The organism is Tsuneonella sp. HG222 (genome assembly GCF_053819185.1).
The window spans coordinates 1,137,069-1,156,401 of sequence record NZ_JBSOQZ010000001.1; the positions used below are offsets into that span (position 1 = coordinate 1,137,069).

The following is a 19,333-nucleotide window of genomic DNA, read 5'->3' on the forward strand; positions in this document are numbered from 1 at the left end:
CGCGACCGGGCGAGGGCAATGGGCCTAGCCCGCCTTGCGGGTCAGCTCCGGCATCGACAGGCCCGGTTCGGGCAGGCGCGCGATGTTGCTCGATGCCTGCAGCATCAGGCGCTGCAGCGTGGCCTCGGCATCTTCGGGCCGGCCATAGTGGTATCCCTGGCCCTTCAGGTCGCCGAGCCCGCGCAGGGCTTCCAGCGCCTGGTGGTTCTCGATCCCCTCGACCACGATGGGCAGCCCCAATCCCCGCCCGAGCGAGACGATCGCGGCGACAAGCTCGCTGTTGGCGCCCGCTTCGGCCAGTTCGCTGACGAAGCTGCGGTCGATCTTGAGACGGTCGAAGTGCAGCGCGCGAAGCTGCGCCAGGCTGGAATAACCGGTGCCGAAATCGTCGAGGCTGACCTTCACGCCCTGGTTCTTCAGGCTGGCGATGATCGAGCGCACCACGGCGATATTGTCGTGCAGGCAGCTTTCGGTGATCTCGATCTCGAAACGGTGCGCCGGGAAGCCCGCTTCCTGCAGCAGCATCAGGAGCTTCTGGGCGAGCCATGGATCGCGCAACTGGATGGGGGAGATGTTGACCGACAGGGTCAGGTGCGGCTCCCACTCGCGCGCATCGCGCAGCGCCTGCCGGATGAGCCCTTCGGACAGTTCGCCGATGACCCCCAGCTCTTCGGCCAGCGGAATGAACAGGTCGGGCCCGATGACGCCGAATTCGGGCGATTTCCACCGCGCGAGCATCTCGAAACCGACCAGCTTGCCGGACTGAACGTCGATCTGCTGCTCGTAGAACGGAACGAACTCGCCCTTGGGAATGCCGCTGCGCAGGCCGACCTCCAGCGAGTTGCGGAAGCGCAATTCGCTTTCCATGCGCGGCTCGAACCATGCGTGCCGGTCACGGCCGCTCTTCTTGGCGTGGTACATCGCCACGTCGGCCCAGTGGACCAGCGTTTCGGCGTCGGGCGTGTCCTCTCCGGGATGGCGGCTGCAGGCTATGCCGACCGACGCGGTGACTTCCACGCGGAAGTTGCCCACTTCGACCGGCTTCGACACCTGGGCGACGATGGCCGTGGCGATGCGGTCGATCTCCTTGCGCTCTTCCTGCGGGCAAGGGAGCGCGCAGGCGAATTCGTCACCGCCGATGCGCGCCAGGGCCGCGCCGGGGGGCAGGCAGCGCGCGATCCGCGCCGTCGCCTCGATCAGCACCTGGTCGCCGATCTTGTGACCGCTGCGGTCGTTGATCGCCTTGAAGTTGTCGAGATCGATCAGCAGCACCGCCACGTCGGTGCCGACCAGCATCGCGTCGATCGTCGGCAACAGGCCCCGGCGGTTGCGGGTGCCGGTCAGCGGATCGCTTTGCGCCAGATGGCGGGCTTCCTGCTCGGCCGACCGGCGGGCGGTCACTTCGCGGCTCATGTCGGTGTACCGGCGCCAGCCGAAGATCAGCAGGGCGATGTTGAGCAGCAGGGCGTTCGTGAGCAGGAGATCGGGCGGCTTGTCGAGGCCGAGCCAGCTGCGCGCGATTTGCGGCATGACCTGGCCACCGATCCCGACGAACAGGATCAGTGCGGCAACGGCGATGCCCAGCGCGACGAAATCGCGTTGCGCGCGCGCAAGGCCGTTTTCCCCGGCGACAGCGCCGACTGCGGGGTTGAGAGTCTGAGCGGGTGCTCCCATGGAAGCCGCGCTAACAAATCATCCTTCCCATCCGGTTAACCCGAGGGAAGCCAAAGGAGATTCCCCGATGGCCAGGCGGTATTGGCTGATCAAGAGCGAACCCGAAGCCTACAGCTACGACAAGCTGGTCGAGGACGGCAGCACACTGTGGGACGGGGTGCGCAACTATCGCGCGCGCAACAACCTGCGGGCCATGAGCGTGGGCGACGAGGCGCTGTTCTATCACTCGGTCAGCGCCAAGGAGATCGTCGGCATCGTAAGGATCGCCAAGGCCGGTCTCGACGACCCGAAGGACGACAGCGGGACGTGGGCGGCGGTCGAGATCGAACCGGCGGAGAAATTCGCCCGGCCGGTCAGTCTGGCCGACATCAAGGCTGAAAAGTCCCTCGAGGAAACCGAGCTGCTGCGCCAGTCCCGCCTGTCCGTGGCGGAGATCACCCCGGCCGAGTGGCGCAAGATCCGTTCGATGGCAAAGGCTTGAACGGGAACATTTCTCTTGCCCCCGCCGTTGACGGTTCAAGAGCACGGGCACCATGTCCGCTGCCGATCAAACCGAGGAGAACCGCCATGGGCGAGTTGAAAGACAAGGCCAAGGGCATCGCCAACGAAGTCGCCGGCAACGCCAAGCAGGTGACCGGCGATGCGACCGACAACGAGTCGCTGCGCCAGAAGGGCGAGATGCAGGAGCGCAAGGGCGAAGCGCAGAACCTGTCGGGCGAAGTCAAGGGAGCACTTGGCAACAAGGTCTGATCCCAACGCCGACCAATCGAAAGGGCCGTCCCGCGGGGCGGCCCTTTTTCGTTGGGGCCGGAGGTTCGATACCGGGCCCTTGTCCCGCTTGTGGACAGTAACCAATAGCCCTCTGTCGCATGGTTACGAAAACGTTAAGCCGTCCTCATGCGACGTTCCCTGGTCATCACCGACGAGACTTCCCGGCACCCGTTCCGGGCCAGCCTGCCGCCGCACGTGCGGGGCGGGCAGGATGCTTCGGCCAGTGTCTTCCGGCTGTGGCGCAATGCGCTGAAGCTCTCGGCCGAGGACGTGCGCGGTTTCACCACCAGCTACGTGGCCTGCCTGGTCGCGGTGGCCGCCTTTATCTTCTGATCGTCAGGCGGCGGCCGCCGCAGCGGCCTGCTCCGCGCGATAGAGCCTGCGGCCGAGCCACGCCGATACGACGCACATCGCCGCGCTGAGGAGCACCTGGTCGACCAGGGCGACCTTGGCCCAGCTCAGGGCAGCAGCGAGCACCGCGCCGCCGACCATCGCACCCGAATTGACGATGTTGTTCGCCGCGACCGTGCGGGCGGCCTGCCCGGGATCAACCTTGGTGGTCAGGAAAGCGTAGAGCGGCACCACGAACATCCCGCCAGAAACCGCGATCATCAGCAGCGAGGCCAGGACCAGGAAAGCCATCGGGTGGGACAGGAACGTAGGCACGTCCATCAGCGGCCCGCTGACCGTCGCCCCCCAGACCCGGCAGACGAGGTAGAACAGGCCCACGAAGATGCCCATCGCGATGACCGAGGCCGGGGCATAGCGCGCAGAGACCCGGCCCTTGAGCAGGGCGTTCACGGCAATCGACCCGGCGGCTACTCCGACGGAGAAGACCACGAGGAACAGGCTGGCGACCTCTTTCTGGGCGAGCAGGACGTTCTTGGCGAGCGGGGGGAACTGGATGAATAGCACGGCCCCGATCGTCCAGAAAAAGCTGATCGCCAGGATCGCGTAGTAGACTTCCGTCTGGTGCATGGTGTTGCGCACCAGCGCAATCGAGGCGCGGATCACGTGCCAATCGATCGGCTCGCCCGGTATCGCCGGAGGCGCGGGCGGGACGCTGCGGCTGGTGAGATAGCCGACCACCGCAGTGACCACGATGCCGATTGCCGCCCACTCGACCGCAATCCAGCCGGCGAGAATCGTACCGCCCAGGATGGCGATATAGGTCCCCGCCTCGACCAGGCCGGTGCCGGCGAGCACCTCGTCCTTGTTCAGGTGCTGGGGCAGGATGGCGTACTTGATCGGGCCGAAGAACGTGGAATGGACGCCCATTGCGAACAGCGCGGCGAGCATCAGGGGGATGGCGATGGACGTGGTCAGATGCCCGCTCCAGGCCAGCAGAAGACCGGCCGCGCCGACCAGCATGATGCCGATTTCGGCCAGTTTGACCCATCGGATGATGACGGCCTTGTCGCGCATATCCGCCAGCTGGCCCGCGAGCGCCGACAGGATGAAGAACGGCAGGATGAATAGCGCCGAGGCGATGGCCGAGAACTGCGCTTCGGCCTCTTCCGAGTTGTACACGCCGTAGACGACGAACAGCACCATGGCGTTCTTGAACAGGTTGTCGTTGAACGCATTGAGCAGCTGTGTCGCGAACAGCGGCATGAAGCGGCGCTGCCGCAGCAGATATGTCGATGTTAGCATCGCGGGGGTGCTGCGGCCCTCTCTCCGTTCTCACGCGTGACTTAGCGGCATCTCGGCTGTGGGCAAGGGCGAAGGCGGGTTTTTCGCGGCGCAGGAAGAGCGTAGGGAGCGCAGGCCATGCTATCGCTGCCCAACCTCCTCACGCTCTCGCGCATCGTGGCCCTGCCGTTGCTGGCCTGGCTGATGTGGTGGCGCGACTGGCACACCGGGTACCTCCTGGCCTTCGTGCTCTATTGCCTGATGGGACTGACCGATTATTTCGACGGCTACCTCGCCCGGTCGAGCGGGGCGGTCTCGCGGCTGGGGGTGTTCCTCGATCCGATCGCGGACAAGATCATGGTCGCCACGGTGATCCTGGTCCTGGCGGCGCAGAGCGTGCTGTGGGGGCCGTATGTGCACGACCTTCACGTCGTGGCCGGGCTGATCATCCTGGTGCGCGAGATCGCGGTGTCGGGGCTGCGCGAGTTTCTCGGCGGGTTGCAGGTCTCGGTCCCGGTCAGCCGCCTGGCCAAATGGAAGACCACGTTCCAGCTCATCGCGCTCGGCGCGCTGATCCTGGGCCGCGGCCTGCCCGGCTGGACTGTGGACCTGGGCGGCATAGAGGCCAACGTGCCGCACACTGTGGGCCTGACGACGCTGTGGGGCGCCGCGATCCTGACTCTGGTGACCGGCTGGGATTACCTGCGGGTCGGCCTCAAGCACATGGACTGAGGCGCTCAGCCGGCCTTGAGTTCGTCCGCCAGCAGCCGGAATTCGTCCGCCCGGGGCGAGTTCCTGCGCCAAATGAGGGCGATTTCCCGCTTGGCATTCGCGGCGTCGAGCGGCCGGGCGACGACTTCGGTGTCGTGCAGGATACCGGCATCGAGCGCCATTTGCGGCAGCATCGTCATGCCCAGGCCGTTGTCAACCATCTGGACGAGCGTGTGCAGGCTGGTGCCGATCATGGTGGCGGACGCGCGCAGCTCGGGCCGGTTGCAGGCCGACAGCGCGTGTTCCTTCAGGCAGTGCCCGTCCTCGAGCAGCAGCAGGCGGCCCTGGTCGATCATCTCCGGGCGGATCGCGTCGGGCGGATCGATCGGCTCGCCCTTGGGCATGGCCACGTAGAGACGGTCGTCGGCGATGTGCGCCATGTCCACGTCTCCGGTCGCGAAGGGCAGGGCGAGCAGGACGCAGTCCGCGCGGCCGTGATGGAGCGATTCGATCGCGTCCGAACTGGTCTCCTCGCGCAGGAACAGCTTGAGGGCGGGGCGCTCGCGCCGCAGGCGGGGCAGGAAGCGCGGCAGCATGAACGGCGCGATCGTGGGGATCACGCTCATCCGCAATTCGCCGGCGAGCGGCTTGCCGCTGGCCTGCACCAGGTCCGACAGCTCCTCCGCCTCGCGCAGCAGGCGGTGGGCCTTTGCCACGACCTGGTTGCCGAGCGGCGTGAAGCGCACGACCCTGCGGCTACGCTCGACCAGGGTCACCCCGAGCAGCGATTCGAGTTCGCGGATGCCGGCCGAGAGGGTCGACTGCGAAACGAAGCTGGATTCCGCCGCGCGCCCGAAATGCCCATGTTCGTGCAGCGCGACGAGATATTGCAGCTGCTTGATGGTGGGCAGGTAGGTGGTCACTCGGGCGCCGGTTCCGGCTCGGGAGCCCCGGGCGGCGCGGGCGGCACGTCGGCGATGCGGGTCATCTTCAGGCGCCCGCCCTCCACACCGAACCCCAGCTTGCCCTCGACCAGCTCGAGCGCGTCCTTGCCGAACACCTCGTAGCGCCAGCCTTCGAGCACCGGAAGGCGGCGCACGCCGGCTGCCAGCGCCTCCAGCTCGTCGGACTTGGTCAGCAGGCGGCTGGCCACGTCGATCTCGCGGCTGCGGATCTTGAGCAGCAGCTTGAGCAGGTCGGCCACCAACGCACCTTCCTTGCCCAGCGGCGCGCCGCGCTTGGGCTTTTCCGGCAGTTCGCTGTCGGGCATGGGTTCGGCCTTGGCCAGGACCTTCATCAGCCGCCGGCCGATGTCGTTCTCGCGCCAGGCCTGGCTGAGACCGCGCACCTTGGCGAGCTCTGCCTGAGTCTTGGGCGGGTGGCTGGCGAGATCGGCGAGCGTCTCGTCGCGCATGATTCGCCCGCGCGGGATGTCCTTGTCCTGCGCCTCGCTCTCGCGCCATCCGGCCAGCGCCTTGAGCCGGCCGAGCACGATCGGGCTGCGGCTGGGCGCGCGGATGCGCTGCCAGGCCTCGTCGAGATCGTTGGCGTAATTGGCAGGGTCGGCCAGCTTCTCCATCTCGGCGTCGAGCCACTGGCCGCGGCCGGTCTTGATCAGCTTCTTGAGCAGCTTGGGGAAGATTTTGGCGAGGTAGGTAACGTCGCCGATCGCATATTCAATCTGCCGCTCGGTCAGCGGCCGGCGGCTCCAGTCGGTGAACCGCGCGCCCTTGTCGATCTGCTTACCCATCCAGCTTTCGACGAGGTTGGCATAGCCGATCTGTTCCGACTGGCTGACCGCCATCATCGCGATCTGCGTATCGAAGATCGGGTGCGGGGTCTTGCCGGTGAAGTTGTAGACGATTTCAACATCCTGCCCGCCGGCATGGAAGACCTTCAGGATCTGCTCGTTCTCGCACAGCAGGTCCCACAGTGGGGTCAGATCGATCCCGTCGGCCAGCGGGTCGATCGCCGCGGCTTCCTCCTCGTTGCCGATCTGCACGAGGCACAGGAGCGGGTAATAGGTGTTCTCGCGCATGAATTCGGTGTCGACGCACACGAATTCGCTCTTTGCCAACCGATCGCACAGATCGGCCAGGGCATTGGTGGTAGTGATAAGATCGTGGATTTTCATCGGGTCTGCGTTTCTGATTGGGCGGTGCACCGCCCGACGGGCCGGAACCTGGCCCACGGATGAGCGCCCCTTAGCGCGCGGATCGCGGCGCGCCAATCGGCCAGTGATGCGCATTCCCCCGCTTTCCGGCCGCGCGCCGGAGGAAGGGGGTGACGGAAGGGCGCCAAGGCGCTAGGGGGCCTGCCCATCGCGGTTGCGCAGGCAGCCGCTCCCTTTCCAGATAGATTCGACCAAGGCCATGACGACCCATCCCTATCGCTCGCACACCTGTTCCGCCCTGCGCGCCGCCGATGCCGGCAGCGAAGTTCGCCTGTCGGGTTGGGTGCACAACAAGCGCGACCACGGGGGCGTGCTGTTCGTCGACCTGCGCGACCACTACGGCGTGACCCAGATCGTCGCCGACAGCGACAGTCCCGCGCTGCCGATCCTGGAAAAGCTCAAGCTGGAATCGGTCGTCACGATCGACGGGCTGGTCAAGGCCCGCGCCGGCGCCGCCGTGAACCCTAACCTGCCGACCGGCGAGATCGAGGTCTTCGCCAAGGCCGCCACGGTGCAGAGCCGTGCGGACGAACTGCCGCTGATCGTCAATTCGGCGGAAGACTATCCCGAGGAAACGCGCCTCAAGTACCGCTTCGTCGACCTGCGGCGCGAGCGGCTGCACCGGAACATCATCCTGCGCTCCAACGTCATCGCGTCGCTGCGCCGCCGGATGATCGAGCAGGGCTTCACCGAATTCCAGACGCCGATCCTGGGCGCCTCCAGCCCCGAGGGCGCGCGCGACTACCTGGTACCCAGCCGCCTGCACCCGGGCCGCTTCTATGCGCTTCCCCAGGCGCCGCAGATGTTCAAGCAGCTGCTCATGGTCGCCGGTTTCGACCGCTATTTCCAGATTGCCCCGTGCTTCCGCGACGAGGACCTGCGCGCCGACCGCAGCCCTGAGTTCTACCAGCTCGATTTCGAGATGAGTTTCGTCACGCAGGACGACGTGTTCAACGCGATCGAGCCGGTGCTCGCCGGCGTGTTCGAGGAATTCTCGGGCGGCAAGTCGGTCACCCCGGCCGGCAGCTTCCCGCGCATTCCCTATGCCGAAACGATGCTCAAGTACGGCACCGACAAGCCGGACCTGCGCAACCCGCTGGTGATCAGCGACGTGACCGCGCACTTCGAGAAGAGCGGTTTCGGCCTGTTCGAGAAGATCGTGGGTTCGGGCGGCCGCGTGCGCGTTGTTCCGGCGCCTGCCACCCATGAGAAGAGCCGCAAGTTCTTCGACGACATGAACGACTGGGCCCGCAAGGAAGGGTTCGCCGGGCTCGGCTACGTCACCCGCAAGGGCGGCGAGTTCGGCGGCCCGATCGCCAAGAACCACGGCGAGGAGGGCATGGCCGCTCTCTATGCCGAGCTTGGTCTTGGCGAGAACGACGGCCTGTTCTTCGCCGCCGGAAAGGAAAAGGACGCCGCCAAGCTCGCCGGCGCAGCGCGCACCCGCGTGGCCGAGGTCCTTGGCCTGATCGAGGAAGGCACGTTCAAGTTCTGCTGGATCGTCGACTTCCCGATGTTCGAGTACGACGAGGACGCCAAGAAGGTCGACTTCAGCCACAACCCGTTCTCGATGCCGCAGGGCGAGCTCGAAGCGCTGGAGACGCAGGACCCGCTGAGCATCAAGGCGTGGCAGTACGACATCGTGTGCAACGGCTACGAGCTGTCGAGCGGCGCGATCCGGAACCACAAGCCGGAAATCATGTACAAGGCGTTCGAGATCGCGGGCTACACCCGCGAGGATGTCGATGCCAATTTCTCCGGCATGATCGAGGCGTTCAAGCTGGGCGCCCCGCCGCACGGCGGCTCGGCCCCGGGCATCGACCGGATCGTCATGCTGCTGGCCGACGAGCCGAACATCCGCGAGGTGATCGCCTTCCCGCTCAACCAGAAGGCGCAGGACCTGATGATGGGAGCGCCGAGCGAAGTTCCCCCGCGGGCGCTGCGCGACGTGCACATCCGCCTGATGGACCCGCCCAAGGCGAGCTAGCTGCCGGCCACCGGCGAACGGCGCACCTTCATGGCCGCTGTCGTGTGGGTAGCGTTACCGGGCACTTGCCAGCCTTAACGGGGTTCATTAGGGCGAGGGCAATTGCCACTCCTGAATCCCTGAGAGGACGTACAATGAGCGATACCGCCGACCGCGTTAAGAAGATCGTCGTCGAGCACCTGGGCGTCGAGGACGACAAGGTCGTGCCCGATGCGAGCTTCATCGACGATCTGGGCGCCGACAGCCTCGACATCGTCGAGCTGGTCATGGCCTTCGAGGAAGAGTTCGGGGTCGAAATTCCCGACGACGCCGCGGAAAAGATCAACACCGTCGGTGACGCCATCAAGTACATCGAAGAGCACAAGGGCTAAGGCCCGCTCGCCCCGTCGCGGACGGTCCCGCCGGCTGCGGATGGGGATGGAAAGGCTCAGCCCACAAGGCTGGGCCTTTCGTGGTTTCGGAGAGAAGTTATGCGTCGTGTCGTCGTCACCGGTCTCGGTCTGGTCACCCCCTTGGGGAGCGATGTCGAGACGACCTGGGCCAATCTGATCGCGGGCAAGAGCGGCATCGGCCCGATCACGCGGTTCGATACCACCGAGCACAAGGCGAAGATCGCGGGCGAGATAAAGCCCAAGGATCACCCCTACGGCTTCGATCCCGACAAGCGCGTGGACCACAAGGTCCAGCGGCAGGTCGACCCCTTCATCATCTACGCGATCGACGCGGCCGGTCAGGCGCTGGAGGATGCGGGCCTGACCGAGATGACCGAGGAGGAACGGCTGCGCGCCGGCGTCTCGATCGGCTCGGGCATCGGCGGACTGCCCGGCATAGAGAGTGAATCGCTGGTGCTGGCGGAGCGGGGGCCCGGCCGGGTCAGCCCGCATTTCGTCCACGGCCGGCTGATCAACCTGACCAGCGGGCAGGTCTCGATCAAGTACGGCCTGATGGGGCCCAATCACTCGGTGGTGACCGCCTGTTCGACCGGCGCGCATTCGATCGGCGATGCCGCGCGGATGATCAAGGACGACGATGCCGACGTCATGCTGGCGGGCGGGGCGGAAAGCACCGTTAACCCGCTTGGCGTGGCCGGCTTCGCGCAGGCCAAGGCGCTCAACATGAGCTTCAACGACCGGCCCGAGCAGGCGAGCCGCCCCTACGACAAGGGCCGCGACGGCTTTGTTATGGGCGAGGGCGCGGGCGTGGTGGTGCTGGAGGAATACGAGCACGCCAAGGCGCGCGGCGCGAAGATCTACGCCGAAGTGGTCGGCTACGGCCTGTCGGGCGACGCCTATCACGTCACCGCTCCGCACCCGGAGGGCAAGGGTGCCGAGAATTCGATGCGCATGGCGCTGCGCAAGGCGCGGATGGAACCGTCGGATATCGACTACATCAACGCCCACGGCACGAGCACGATGGCCGACACCATCGAACTCGCCGCGGCCAAGCGGGTCTTTGGCGACGACCTGGGCGGCGCGTCGATGAGCAGCACCAAGTCGGCCATCGGCCACCTGCTGGGCGGCGCGGGCGCGGTGGAGAGCATCTTCTGCATCCTCGCCATCCGCGACCAGATCGTGCCGCCGACGCTCAACCTCGACGATCCTGACGAGGGGACCGAGGGCGTCGACCTCGTGCCGCACAAGGCGAAGAAGCGCGAAGTGAACGCGGTGCTCAACAACTCGTTCGGGTTCGGCGGGACCAACGCCTCGCTGATCATGAAGAAGGTCGACTAGGCCCGCCATGCGCCTGTCCCGCCTGATCATTGCCGCCGTCGTGCTGGGGGCGGTCGCGCTCGCCTGGTTCGCGGCGCCGTGGATGGGCTCGGCCAACCTGCCCAAGGACACGCCCTTCATCGTCGAGAACGGCTCGTCGCTGACCTCGGTCGCGAACAAGCTGGAGACCGAAGGCATCATCGGTTCGGCCGACGGGTTTCTGCTGCGGGCCAAGATCCTCGGCAACGGCGACCCGATCAAGGCGGGCGAGTTCCTGCTTCCGGCCGGGTCCAGCCCGGCGTCGATCCTCGACACCCTGCAGCACGGCGAGGCGCTGCGCCGCTTCGTCACCGTGCCCGAAGGGCTGCCCTCGATCATGGTGTGGGAACGGCTGATGGCCGAGCCGCTGCTGACCGGCGACATTCCGGTCCCGGCGGAAGGATCGGTCCTGCCCGAGAGCTACGATTTCGAACGCGGCGAGAGCCGTGCCGCCGTCCTCGCGCGGATGCAGCAGGCGATGAAGAAGACGCTCGCCGAACTCTGGCCGCGCCGCGCTAGCGATACGGTGGCCAAGAGCCAGCAGGAGGCGGTGACCCTGGCCTCGATCGTCGAGAAGGAGACCGGGAAGCCTTCGGAAGTGCGGATGGTCGCCGGGCTCTATTCCAACCGCGTGCGTACCGGGATGCTGTTGCAGGCCGATCCGACGATCATCTACCCGATAACCAAGGGCAAGCCGCTCGGCCGCCGCATCCGCCAGAGCGAGATCGCCGCGGTCAACGGCTACAACACCTACACGATGGTCGGCCTGCCGCGCGGGCCCATCACCAATCCTGGCCGCTCGGCGATCGAGGCGGTGCTCAATCCGGCGCAGACCAAGGCGCTCTACATGGTGGCGGACGGCACCGGCGGGCACGTCTTTGCCGACAACCTGGCCGATCACAACGCCAACGTCGCCAAGTGGTTCGCCATCCGCCGCCAGCGCGGCGAGATGTGATTCCAACCGCAGGCGGGGGCGCGGCCGGGGGCGGGCGGGGCGATTTCGCCCCCCTGATCGTCACCGCCGAGCTGCCGGAATCCCTGCAGTCCCGCGCCGACCAGTTGCGCAAGGCGCATTTCCCGCCCGAGCGCAATTTCCTCAAGGCGCACGTCACCCTGTTCCACGCCCTGCCTCCTTCAGCCGAAGGAGAGCTGCGGCAGTGCCTCGCGGCCGAGGCGGCAGGGCGCCCGGTGCCCGCACGGCTCGAAGGCGTGATGTCGCTCGGCCGGGGCGTGGCGCTGCGGATCGCGAGCCCGGCCATGCTGGACCTGCGCGACCGGCTGGCCGAGCGCTTCCACGGGCTGCTGACCCCGCAGGACGAGCACCGGCCGCGGCTGCACATAACCGTGCAGAACAAGGTCTCTCCGCACGAGGCCAAGTTGCTGTTGGCGCACCTGAGCGTCGAGATCGAACCACGCGATTTCGCCTTCGCGGGCCTCGCGCTGTATCGTTATCGCGGCGGTCCGTGGGAGACGGCCGGGCGGTGGAGCTTTCGCGGTTGACCGCCACCGGCTGACACCCTAGATGCGCCGCCTGCACCGGCGCCGCCGGGGCATCTCAAGGCTGGTTTTCGCCGATGGCGGAGTAGCTCAGTCGGTTAGAGCAGGGGAATCATAATCCCCGTGTCGGGGGTTCGAGTCCCTCCTCCGCTACCAGCCTTGCAGACCGTTCCGGATCACGCGGATCGACCCGGCGTCTCGCAGCCAGCATGCTCAGTCCGACCCCGCCAGCTACGGCGAGGATCGCAGCGAGCGCGCCGGACCAGGGCGACATGCCCCGCTCGCTCGCCCAATGGATCAGCGGATAGTGCACCGCGTAGAGGGGAAAGCTGACGGCGCCCAGGAACCAGCCCCAGCGCGTCGCCAGGGTCAATCCGCCGGCAATCAGCAGCGGGCACACCAGCAGCACGAACGCATAATCGAACACGGCCGCCGACGGCTCGAACACGCTCAGCAGGTAGAGCGCCGGCATCGCCGCAACGGTGATCGCCGCGGGAATGCGCAGCGGCGGCCGGTCGCGCCACACGCGCCAGAGAATTATGCCCAGGGGGTAGGAAATGAGCCCGCGCAGCAGGGCGAAGCCGAAAGCGCCATTCGAGGGACCGCCTTCGAGTCCGTGCCCCGCCGCCAGGAAGGGCAGGGTCGCGACCGCGCCCGTGACCACGGCAATCGCCAAGGCCCGGTTCGAAACGCGATGAAAGACAGCGGCGTGGAGGACGTTGAGCACGAGCTCGAGCGCCACCGACCACGCGGGAGAATTGAGGGGGAAGGCGTAGCCCGTCTGGAAAAGCGGAAGGAGCAGCAAGCCCATCATCACTATCAGGGGAGAAGCCCCACCCAGAAGCAGGAGGCCGAGGAGCGTGCCCACCGCCATCATCGGCCAGAGCCGACGATAACGGGCCGCGAAAAAAGCGAAAGGCCCGAGGCCATTCGCCATCCGGCCTTCGTAAGTGCGAGCCAGGACGTATCCGGAGAGCATCAGGAAAAAATCTACGGCGAGGTAGCCCTTACCTGCTGTCGCGCCTTCCGCTGCGAGGACATGGTAAGATACGACACAGAGGGCGGCTATGCCGCGCAGCGCGTCAAGCCCGGTCAATCTACGATCGCTGTTTCCACGCAGGTCGATGGATTGCGCGGGCGGCTGCATTGCAATCAGAACCCGGGCAATATCCGCCTAGGGACCTGTTTGGCAAATTCCCGGTAAGCCGGGTCTTCCATCAGCAGAGCCTCTTCTGAAAAGATACGGAGGATCTGGAAAATCCAAGCAAGCGCATAGAGTGCCAGAAGTTGGTACGAAAACGCAGAAAGTAAAAAACTGATCTGCGTAACGAAATATCCTAGATACATCGGATGGCGAACCAACCGGTAGGGTCCACCCCGCTTGATCCCGCGATTTGCAGCAATCAAGCCATAACTGCGGTTCAATGCTAGCTTGGCTGAAATATTGATCAGTAAACCCGACACCATGAGTACCGAGGAAAGCCAAACTGGAAGAAAAGCTGTATCTCCAGGCGTTGCAAAAAGAGGAAGTGCCGTACCCGCGAAAGCAATCAGGGTCTGAAAGGGAGAGGCCGCCATCTCGCCCGGCTTACGTATCAGAATGAGGATGACTGCGAGTAGTTCAGAACATACGAGCGCAAGAGCGTAGGGATGAGTTGGAACGTACGTCGCAAAGCGATACAGGAATGGCGCGGACAGCAAGATGAGAAATAGTCTCTCGCCATAATCGATCAGCGGATTCCGGCTCACTTGACGCCTTTCAACAATTTGGGCGAGTGAAATGAAAACCCCGCCACGCGCTAGGCATGGCGGGGTTTCCAATAAGCGAATTATTAGGAAGCAACAGGAGTGTAGTCGGTCGCTTCGATAGCCTCACCAGCATTGCCGAGAGCGGTCGAGATCGAACCACCCAGTGCAAACGCCGCAGCAGCGATGCCCGAGCCGACGATGGCGAGGATCAGAGCGTATTCGGCCGCAGCAGCGCCGGACTCGTCACGGACGAACGAACGAAGAAAAGTGGTCATGGTATTTCCCCTAAAAGATGGCCGCATCTGTGCGGCAACTTGTCCAAAGGCCCCGGCTTCTATTTCCGGTTAGCCAGTGCAGGGGGCTTGGACTTCCCGAGCTTCAGCCCTCTGACGCCTAAAAGCATCATCCTAACGGCCGAGTCGGTCAACAAGCTCTTAACAGGGTTTGCACTTTCTCCGGTTTTCAAGGACTTATGGCGTCAAATTCCTTCCAACAATGGTTAAATGCCACTTCAAAGGAATTGGACCGGCGGTACTTCACACCCTGATTCACCGCGAGCGGCTATCCGTTTTTGCGTGACGTCGTTAAGCAGGCCGGATGGGGACGGGGCCGATTCATTTCCTGCGCGATGCCGACTGGTTCGGCCGGGAGAGGGCGCGGGGCTATGCCGCGATCGTCGGCCTGGTGTCGCTGGCGCATGTCGCCTATTCCTGGGTCCAGGCGCAGAAGCCTCCGGGGAGCGATTTCCTGGCCTTCTGGGGCGCGGCAAGGGCCGTGCTGGCCGGGGTTCCCGCCAAGGCCTACGATCTGGCATGGCAGGAAGGTGTCCAGACCGCCGCGGTGGCGGGCGATTACTTCGCCTACGTCAATCCGCCGCCGTTCCTGTTCGTCGCCGCGCCCTTCGGCCTGTTCGATTACGCCGTCGCCTGGATCGCGTGGGTCGCGGTTACCTATGCGGTGTGGGCGTGGTGCAGCATCAAGGCGTTCCCCCGGCTGTGGCCCCTGGCGGCTGCCTTCCCGGGGGCGCTGATCGCCGCGGGCCATGCGCAGAACGGGTTTGTCACGGGCGCGCTGCTGGTGGGCGGGGTGTACTGGCTCGATCGCCGGCCAATCCTGGCCGGGGCGCTGCTGGGCGCGCTGATCGTCAAGCCGCACCTGGCGCTGCTCGTGCCCTTCTGGCTGGCGGCGGGGGGCCGGTGGCGGGCCTTCGTCGCGGCCGGCTGCAGTGCGGCGGGGCTGACGCTGCTGTCGTGGCTGGCGTTCGGAACCTCCACCATGCTGGCCTACACCGAAAGCTGGCCGGTCAGCGCCATGCTGGTGCGCGAGGCGCAGCCCGAGTTTCTCCTGCGCATGGCGACGCCCTATGCCCAGGTGCGGCTGTTCGCGGGGCCGACGGTCGCTGCCGTCCTTGCCGCGCTGATCGCCGTGGGCATGGCGATCCTGGCGATGGCCAGCTGGCGCCGCCTGGGCCGCGATGCCATGGCAACGGGCGCGCTCATGCTCGCCGCCACCGCGCTCGCCTCACCCTATCTGTTCAACTACGATCTTCCGTTCCTGGTCCTGCCGGTCCTGTGGCTGGCGCTGCAGGGCGTCAGGGTGGGCTTCCGGCCGTGGGAGAAGCTGATCCTGCTCGGGCTGTGGATCGCGCCTTTCGCCACACGTGCCATTGCGCTGCCCCTGGGCGTGAACCTGATGCCGATCGCCGCGATCGTGCTGCTGTGGATGATCTGGACGCGCGGTGGCGCGCGGGCTGCTGCTGGTGATGAAAGCCGGGTTCAGGAAGAGAGCGCGGCTGCCACGACCGTGTGACGGCGTCAGGTGGCGGGTCGCAGGGCCGCTTGCAGTTTCTTGGCCGCAAAGGCCGGCACGATGACCGACAGGGCGATCCCGGCAAGCGAGCAAAAGCCGAGCCAGATCGCCATGATCGATCCGCCCGCCTGGTACATGCCGTAAAGCACCGGTACGGCGAGGAAGAGGCCCCTGATCTCGTTCACGATCAGGAGGACGATGCCACCCTTCAACACTACGTCGAGCAGGGATGAGAGCGAGGCGGTCATCCCTCACTCTATGCGCCTGAATCCTTTAGGTTCCGTTATCCGGCGCAAAATTGCGTCCGTCCGCCGGATCGCGCATCGCCTCGAACTTCCGGCCGAGGACGAAAGCGATCGGGAACCAGACCACCGCGATCACCGCGCCGAAAATCGCCAGCCCGGCGATGCCGAAGGGCAGGACCATTGCGCTCAGCCAGGCGGCGGACAGGTCTCCGAAGCGGTAGACCACGGTGTCGATCACGTTCTTGGCCTTGTACTTCGCCTGCGGGTCGACCGCCGTGTAGAGGAGGTCGCGGCTGGGCTTGGCGATCGAGTATTCGGCGAAGCGCCGGATCACCTGCACCGTGCCCAGCATCAGCAGAACCGGCGAGAATACGATCGCAAGGAACGCGACGACCATGATCGCCGGATTGACCAGCAAACCCCACGTCACCCCGAGTTTCTGGAGGAACCGGCTGGTGCCGAAGAACTGGACCAGCAAGGTGGCCGAATTGGTCGCCAGGTCGATGGTCGCGAACGCCCGGGTCCGGTCGGCGGTCGCGGCGAAGCTGTCGGTGATGGCGGACGAGAGCTGGAAGTACAGCACCGTCGAGATCCACGTCATTAGCAGCAGGAACAGCGCGATCAGCATCAGGTAGCGCGAGGCCAGGATCAGCCGGAAACCGTCGAGAAACGAACCGCCCAGCCGGGATTCCGGATCGGTTGCCGGCGCTGCCTGATCGTCCTGGCTACGGCGGAGCCTGGCCTGGTGCACCTCGATCTGCCGCACGAGCAGGCCCGTCACGGCGAACCCGGCGGCGGAAATGAGGATCAGGTTCGCCTCGCCCACCGCCTCCCCGAACAGCGTCACGAACAGCGGCGCCGCGATCGTACCGCAGGTGCCGCCGGCGGCGACGACGCCGAACAGGCGCTTGGCCTGTTCGCGCGACAGCATGTCGGCCATGAAGCTCCAGAACACCGATATGGTCAGGAGGTTGAAGGTCGAGACCCAGACGTAGAACGCCGCGGCAAGGATGCGGTCGCCCGGGTCCGCACGGAGCAGGAAGGCGAAGGCGACCAGGGTGATCGCGACGAACCCGTAGACCCACGGCAGGAACGTCGACAGCTTGAGCCGCGAGGCGATTGCAGCGAACGCCATCGTCGCCACGATGCTGACGACGAAGGTCCCGGTGAACAGCTCCTCGAGCCGATCGACGCCGTAGACGGTGCCCATCGTTTCGCGCAGCGGGCGAATGACGAAATAGCTGACCATCAGCAGGAAGAAGTAGAAGAAGGACAGGACGACCATCTTCGTTTCCGACGGCTCGACCTTCGCCACGGCCCGCACGGTCCTGGCGAAAAAGCTCGTCTCCTGCATCACAGGGTGCCTCTCAGGGCCGGGTCAGGATCGGTCGCACTGCGCGAGATCCCGCCCCGGACCCGTCAGGATGCCATGGCGGAAAAGCTGGCCATGGCCGCCAGCGCGGTCAGCGCCATGAGCACGGCGGTCGACAGGGTGAAGATCACGAACCGGACCATCACCTTGTTGACCGTCACCTGGACCAGGGAGTGGACGATGCGCAGCGCGACATAGGCCCAGCCCAGAATCGCGACGCGCCCGTCACCCTCGTTGAGCAGGAACAGCGTCAGCGCCACGGCGTAGAACACCGTCGGCGCTTCGTGCAGGTGGTTGTAGTTATGCGCTTTCCATTGCACCTGCGCCGGAAGCGCGCGGTCGAGCGTCATGTCGGGATCGCGAACGTAGGCGTTCGTGTCGACTTGGGCGGCCATCATCGCGGGGATGCGCGTGGCGTACATCACCAGCCACATGACCAGGGTCCACGCAGCCAGCGCGACCACCGGCTGGAGTATCGACAGTTTATCCACGCTCACGCTCCTGCAAAGACAGTTGCCTGCAATGCCCTAATCGCCAGAGCAATCAAGACCACACTCGACAATGCGAAAAAGACGAAGCGCACGGGGATGCGGTTGACCAGCGATTGCCAGAGCGAATGGACGATACGGATGATCGTATAGGCCCAGGCGAGCATGACGGAGGTCGCGTCCGGCCCGGCGATCGCGAGGATCGCCACCACGGCATAGAAGATCGTCGGCTGCTCCATCAGGTGCGTGTAATTGTGCGATTTCCACATCACGGGCGGCGGCAGGCGTCCGTCCAGATCCTGCCCCCGGCCGCCCGGGGCAGCCTTCTTGAGATCGATCCCCGCCGCCCTGAGCGCGGGGAAGCGGCTGGCGATCATCCACAGTTGCATGACCAGTGTCCACGCGACGAGCACGGCGGCGGGTGCGAGCATTTGCGCCTGCATCGGTAAATTCCCTCCCGGATTGGCAGCGCACTACCTGCGCCCTGGAAGGCGAATTGCCAACAGCCCTCTAGTTTCCGGTGATGGCGGCCGCGAACGCGCCGGCATCGACATTGCCGCCGGTGAGCATGAGCACCGTCTTCCCGTCGAGCGCGACCTTGCCTGCCAGCGCGGCGGCGAGCGCCACTGCGCCGCCCGGTTCGAGCACCAGTTGCAGCCGCGAAAAGGCGAACCGCTGCGCCGCGCGGATCTCCGCTTCGGTCACTGCCACCCCCGGCGCGGCGCGCGCTCGCAGGATCTCGAAATTGAGGGGATAGGTCGCCAGCGTCTGCAGCGCGTCACACGAGGTCGGGGGCGCATCGGCGGCAACCGCGCAGATTTCGCCGGACAGCAAGCTGCGGCGCACGTCGTCCCATCCCTCGGGTTCGACGGGCACGATTTCCGCCTCGGGACAGGCCAGCGCCAAGCCGGCGGTCAGACCACCCCCTCCGCAGGGCGTGACGATGCGGGTGGGTTGCGTGCCCAGTTGCGCGGCGATCTCGACCCCGGCGCTTCCCTGGCCCTCGATCACCCAGGCGTCGCCGTAAGCATGCACCAGCGTCTTGCCGGTCCGCGCGATAAGTTCCGCCGCGACTGCATCGCGCGATTCGCCGCCTTGCCGGTCGTAGAGCACGATCTCGGCGCCGAGGTCGCGCGTACCGTCGAGCTTCACGCGCGGGGCGTCGCTCGGCATGACGATGGTCGCGGAGATACCCAGCCGGCGGGCGGCCCAGGCCACGCCCTGCGCGTGATTGCCGCTCGACACTGCAACGACGCCGCGGGCGCGTTCCTCGGCCGACAGGTCCGTCAGCCGGTGCCAGGCCCCCCTGATCTTGAACGCGCCGATCGGTTGCAGGCTCTCCGCTTTGCACCAGACCTGGACGCCCAGGATCTCGGTCGCAAGCAACGGAGTTTCTGGGAGGATTTCCGCAATCTTGGCGGAGGCGCGCAGCACGCCGCCACGGGTTGGTTTGCGCATCTCGGCTGGCTGTGTCATC

At 65.8% G+C, this 19,333-nt stretch carries 22 protein-coding genes and 1 tRNA gene; 11 read left to right on the forward strand and 12 right to left on the reverse strand.

What is annotated here, in order from left to right:
- Positions 1-24: 24 nt before the first annotated feature.
- Positions 25-1,674: a putative bifunctional diguanylate cyclase/phosphodiesterase gene (locus ACWPMZ_RS05800; protein ID WP_455703059.1), complete on the reverse strand. Its 1,650-nt coding sequence runs from the start codon at positions 1,672-1,674 to the stop codon at positions 25-27.
- Between the two features lie 67 nt (positions 1,675-1,741).
- Here ACWPMZ_RS05800 and ACWPMZ_RS05805 point away from each other — a divergent pair, with 67 nt between their 5' ends.
- The 3 genes from ACWPMZ_RS05805 (at position 1,742) to ACWPMZ_RS05815 (ending at position 2,778) form a co-directional block, all read left to right on the forward strand.
- Complete coding sequence (locus ACWPMZ_RS05805) at positions 1,742-2,155, forward strand: EVE domain-containing protein (RefSeq protein WP_455703060.1); 414 nt, start codon at positions 1,742-1,744, stop codon at positions 2,153-2,155.
- Between the two features lie 86 nt (positions 2,156-2,241).
- Positions 2,242-2,424 (forward strand): CsbD family protein, encoded by a 183-nt coding sequence (locus ACWPMZ_RS05810; protein WP_455703061.1) that lies wholly within the window; start codon positions 2,242-2,244, stop codon positions 2,422-2,424.
- Positions 2,425-2,571: 147 nt separating this feature from the next.
- Positions 2,572-2,778, forward strand: a complete 207-nt coding sequence (locus tag ACWPMZ_RS05815) for a hypothetical protein (protein ID WP_455703062.1) — start codon at positions 2,572-2,574, stop codon at positions 2,776-2,778.
- A 3-nt stretch (positions 2,779-2,781) separates the two neighbouring features.
- Here ACWPMZ_RS05815 and ACWPMZ_RS05820 read toward each other — a convergent pair whose 3' ends face one another.
- Positions 2,782-4,098, reverse strand: coding sequence for an MFS transporter (locus ACWPMZ_RS05820; RefSeq protein WP_455703063.1), 1,317 nt, complete (start codon positions 4,096-4,098; stop codon positions 2,782-2,784).
- A gap of 117 nt (positions 4,099-4,215) precedes the next feature.
- On the opposite strand from ACWPMZ_RS05820, the gene pgsA reads away from it, so the two are divergent.
- Positions 4,216-4,809: a CDP-diacylglycerol--glycerol-3-phosphate 3-phosphatidyltransferase gene (pgsA, locus tag ACWPMZ_RS05825; RefSeq protein WP_455703064.1), complete on the forward strand. Its 594-nt coding sequence runs from the start codon at positions 4,216-4,218 to the stop codon at positions 4,807-4,809.
- Positions 4,810-4,814: 5 nt separating this feature from the next.
- Here the strand turns inward: pgsA and ACWPMZ_RS05830 are convergent, their stop codons facing one another.
- The gene (locus ACWPMZ_RS05830; RefSeq protein ID WP_455703065.1) at positions 4,815-5,711 is read right to left on the reverse strand and encodes a hydrogen peroxide-inducible genes activator; all 897 of its coding nucleotides are present in this window, start codon (positions 5,709-5,711) and stop codon (positions 4,815-4,817) included.
- Positions 5,708-6,922, reverse strand: coding sequence for a ribonuclease D (gene rnd, locus ACWPMZ_RS05835; RefSeq protein ID WP_455703066.1), 1,215 nt, complete (start codon positions 6,920-6,922; stop codon positions 5,708-5,710). The genes ACWPMZ_RS05830 and rnd overlap by 4 nt, the downstream gene beginning before the upstream one ends.
- 238 nt (positions 6,923-7,160) lie before the next feature.
- Between rnd and aspS the strand changes: the two genes are divergently transcribed.
- The 6 genes from aspS (at position 7,161) to ACWPMZ_RS05865 (ending at position 12,349) form a co-directional block, all read left to right on the forward strand.
- Positions 7,161-8,948 (forward strand): aspartate--tRNA ligase, encoded by a 1,788-nt coding sequence (gene aspS / locus ACWPMZ_RS05840; protein WP_455703067.1) that lies wholly within the window; start codon positions 7,161-7,163, stop codon positions 8,946-8,948.
- Between the two features lie 134 nt (positions 8,949-9,082).
- Positions 9,083-9,319 carry an acyl carrier protein gene (locus tag ACWPMZ_RS05845; RefSeq protein WP_455703068.1) on the forward strand — a complete coding sequence of 79 codons (237 nt, stop codon included), beginning with the start codon at positions 9,083-9,085 and terminating at the stop codon, positions 9,317-9,319.
- A 99-nt stretch (positions 9,320-9,418) separates the two neighbouring features.
- The gene (fabF, locus tag ACWPMZ_RS05850; protein ID WP_455703069.1) at positions 9,419-10,678 is read left to right on the forward strand and encodes a beta-ketoacyl-ACP synthase II; all 1,260 of its coding nucleotides are present in this window, start codon (positions 9,419-9,421) and stop codon (positions 10,676-10,678) included.
- A gap of 7 nt (positions 10,679-10,685) precedes the next feature.
- Positions 10,686-11,651 (forward strand): endolytic transglycosylase MltG, encoded by a 966-nt coding sequence (gene mltG, locus ACWPMZ_RS05855; protein WP_455703070.1) that lies wholly within the window; start codon positions 10,686-10,688, stop codon positions 11,649-11,651.
- Complete coding sequence (locus ACWPMZ_RS05860) at positions 11,648-12,196, forward strand: 2'-5' RNA ligase family protein (protein WP_455703071.1); 549 nt, start codon at positions 11,648-11,650, stop codon at positions 12,194-12,196. The genes mltG and ACWPMZ_RS05860 overlap by 4 nt, the downstream gene beginning before the upstream one ends.
- Positions 12,197-12,272: 76 nt before the next feature.
- Positions 12,273-12,349 (forward strand) — tRNA-Met (locus ACWPMZ_RS05865).
- On the opposite strand, the gene ACWPMZ_RS05870 is transcribed toward ACWPMZ_RS05865, so the two are convergent.
- From ACWPMZ_RS05870 to ACWPMZ_RS05880, 3 genes are all read right to left on the reverse strand, one after another.
- Complete coding sequence (locus ACWPMZ_RS05870; RefSeq protein WP_455704171.1) at positions 12,306-13,340, reverse strand: acyltransferase family protein; 1,035 nt, start codon at positions 13,338-13,340, stop codon at positions 12,306-12,308. The genes ACWPMZ_RS05865 and ACWPMZ_RS05870 overlap by 44 nt on opposite strands.
- Before the next feature lie 5 nt (positions 13,341-13,345).
- Positions 13,346-13,942 carry a methyltransferase family protein gene (locus ACWPMZ_RS05875; RefSeq protein WP_455703072.1) on the reverse strand — a complete coding sequence of 199 codons (597 nt, stop codon included), beginning with the start codon at positions 13,940-13,942 and terminating at the stop codon, positions 13,346-13,348.
- Positions 13,943-14,025: 83 nt separating this feature from the next.
- Positions 14,026-14,217, reverse strand: a complete 192-nt coding sequence (locus ACWPMZ_RS05880) for a Flp family type IVb pilin (RefSeq protein ID WP_455703073.1) — start codon at positions 14,215-14,217, stop codon at positions 14,026-14,028.
- A gap of 322 nt (positions 14,218-14,539) precedes the next feature.
- Between ACWPMZ_RS05880 and ACWPMZ_RS05885 the strand changes: the two genes are divergently transcribed.
- Entirely contained in the window at positions 14,540-15,751 is a 1,212-nt protein-coding gene (locus tag ACWPMZ_RS05885) for a glycosyltransferase family 87 protein (protein WP_455703074.1), read from the forward strand.
- Positions 15,752-15,756: 5 nt separating this feature from the next.
- On the opposite strand, the gene ACWPMZ_RS05890 is transcribed toward ACWPMZ_RS05885, so the two are convergent.
- From ACWPMZ_RS05890 to ACWPMZ_RS05910, 5 genes are all read right to left on the reverse strand, one after another.
- A complete protein-coding gene (locus tag ACWPMZ_RS05890; protein WP_455703075.1) occupies positions 15,757-15,999 on the reverse strand; it encodes a hypothetical protein in 243 nt (80 codons plus the stop codon).
- 25 nt (positions 16,000-16,024) lie between these two features.
- Positions 16,025-17,350 (reverse strand): NTP/NDP exchange transporter, encoded by a 1,326-nt coding sequence (locus ACWPMZ_RS05895; protein WP_455703076.1) that lies wholly within the window; start codon positions 17,348-17,350, stop codon positions 16,025-16,027.
- A gap of 65 nt (positions 17,351-17,415) precedes the next feature.
- Positions 17,416-17,859: an MAPEG family protein gene (locus ACWPMZ_RS05900; RefSeq protein ID WP_455703077.1), complete on the reverse strand. Its 444-nt coding sequence runs from the start codon at positions 17,857-17,859 to the stop codon at positions 17,416-17,418.
- 2 nt (positions 17,860-17,861) lie between these two features.
- Complete coding sequence (locus tag ACWPMZ_RS05905; protein WP_455703078.1) at positions 17,862-18,299, reverse strand: MAPEG family protein; 438 nt, start codon at positions 18,297-18,299, stop codon at positions 17,862-17,864.
- A gap of 67 nt (positions 18,300-18,366) precedes the next feature.
- The gene (locus tag ACWPMZ_RS05910; protein ID WP_455703079.1) at positions 18,367-19,332 is read right to left on the reverse strand and encodes a threonine ammonia-lyase; all 966 of its coding nucleotides are present in this window, start codon (positions 19,330-19,332) and stop codon (positions 18,367-18,369) included.
- Position 19,333 lies beyond the last annotated feature (1 nt).

Bases quoted from the DNA above. Each gene is read 5' to 3' on its own strand.
- fabF (WP_455703069.1), top strand. From the start codon at position 9,419: ATGCGTCGTGTCGTCGTCACCGGTCTCGGTCTGGTCACCCCCTTGGGG.
- ACWPMZ_RS05895 (WP_455703076.1), bottom strand. From the start codon at position 17,350: ATGCAGGAGACGAGCTTTTTCGCCAGGACCGTGCGGGCCGTGGCGAAG.
- mltG (WP_455703070.1), top strand. From the start codon at position 10,686: ATGCGCCTGTCCCGCCTGATCATTGCCGCCGTCGTGCTGGGGGCGGTC.
- ACWPMZ_RS05905 (WP_455703078.1), bottom strand. From the start codon at position 18,299: ATGCAGGCGCAAATGCTCGCACCCGCCGCCGTGCTCGTCGCGTGGACA.
- ACWPMZ_RS05885 (WP_455703074.1), top strand. From the start codon at position 14,540: ATGGGGACGGGGCCGATTCATTTCCTGCGCGATGCCGACTGGTTCGGC.
- ACWPMZ_RS05805 (WP_455703060.1), top strand. From the start codon at position 1,742: ATGGCCAGGCGGTATTGGCTGATCAAGAGCGAACCCGAAGCCTACAGC.
- ACWPMZ_RS05815 (WP_455703062.1), top strand. From the start codon at position 2,572: ATGCGACGTTCCCTGGTCATCACCGACGAGACTTCCCGGCACCCGTTC.
- ACWPMZ_RS05870 (WP_455704171.1), bottom strand. From the start codon at position 13,340: ATGCAGCCGCCCGCGCAATCCATCGACCTGCGTGGAAACAGCGATCGT.
- ACWPMZ_RS05910 (WP_455703079.1), bottom strand. From the start codon at position 19,332: ATGACACAGCCAGCCGAGATGCGCAAACCAACCCGTGGCGGCGTGCTG.
- ACWPMZ_RS05880 (WP_455703073.1), bottom strand. From the start codon at position 14,217: ATGACCACTTTTCTTCGTTCGTTCGTCCGTGACGAGTCCGGCGCTGCT.
- ACWPMZ_RS05820 (WP_455703063.1), bottom strand. From the start codon at position 4,098: ATGCTAACATCGACATATCTGCTGCGGCAGCGCCGCTTCATGCCGCTG.
- rnd (WP_455703066.1), bottom strand. From the start codon at position 6,922: ATGAAAATCCACGATCTTATCACTACCACCAATGCCCTGGCCGATCTG.
- pgsA (WP_455703064.1), top strand. From the start codon at position 4,216: ATGCTATCGCTGCCCAACCTCCTCACGCTCTCGCGCATCGTGGCCCTG.
- ACWPMZ_RS05845 (WP_455703068.1), top strand. From the start codon at position 9,083: ATGAGCGATACCGCCGACCGCGTTAAGAAGATCGTCGTCGAGCACCTG.
- ACWPMZ_RS05810 (WP_455703061.1), top strand. From the start codon at position 2,242: ATGGGCGAGTTGAAAGACAAGGCCAAGGGCATCGCCAACGAAGTCGCC.
- ACWPMZ_RS05890 (WP_455703075.1), bottom strand. From the start codon at position 15,999: ATGACCGCCTCGCTCTCATCCCTGCTCGACGTAGTGTTGAAGGGTGGC.
- aspS (WP_455703067.1), top strand. From the start codon at position 7,161: ATGACGACCCATCCCTATCGCTCGCACACCTGTTCCGCCCTGCGCGCC.
- ACWPMZ_RS05800 (WP_455703059.1), bottom strand. From the start codon at position 1,674: ATGGGAGCACCCGCTCAGACTCTCAACCCCGCAGTCGGCGCTGTCGCC.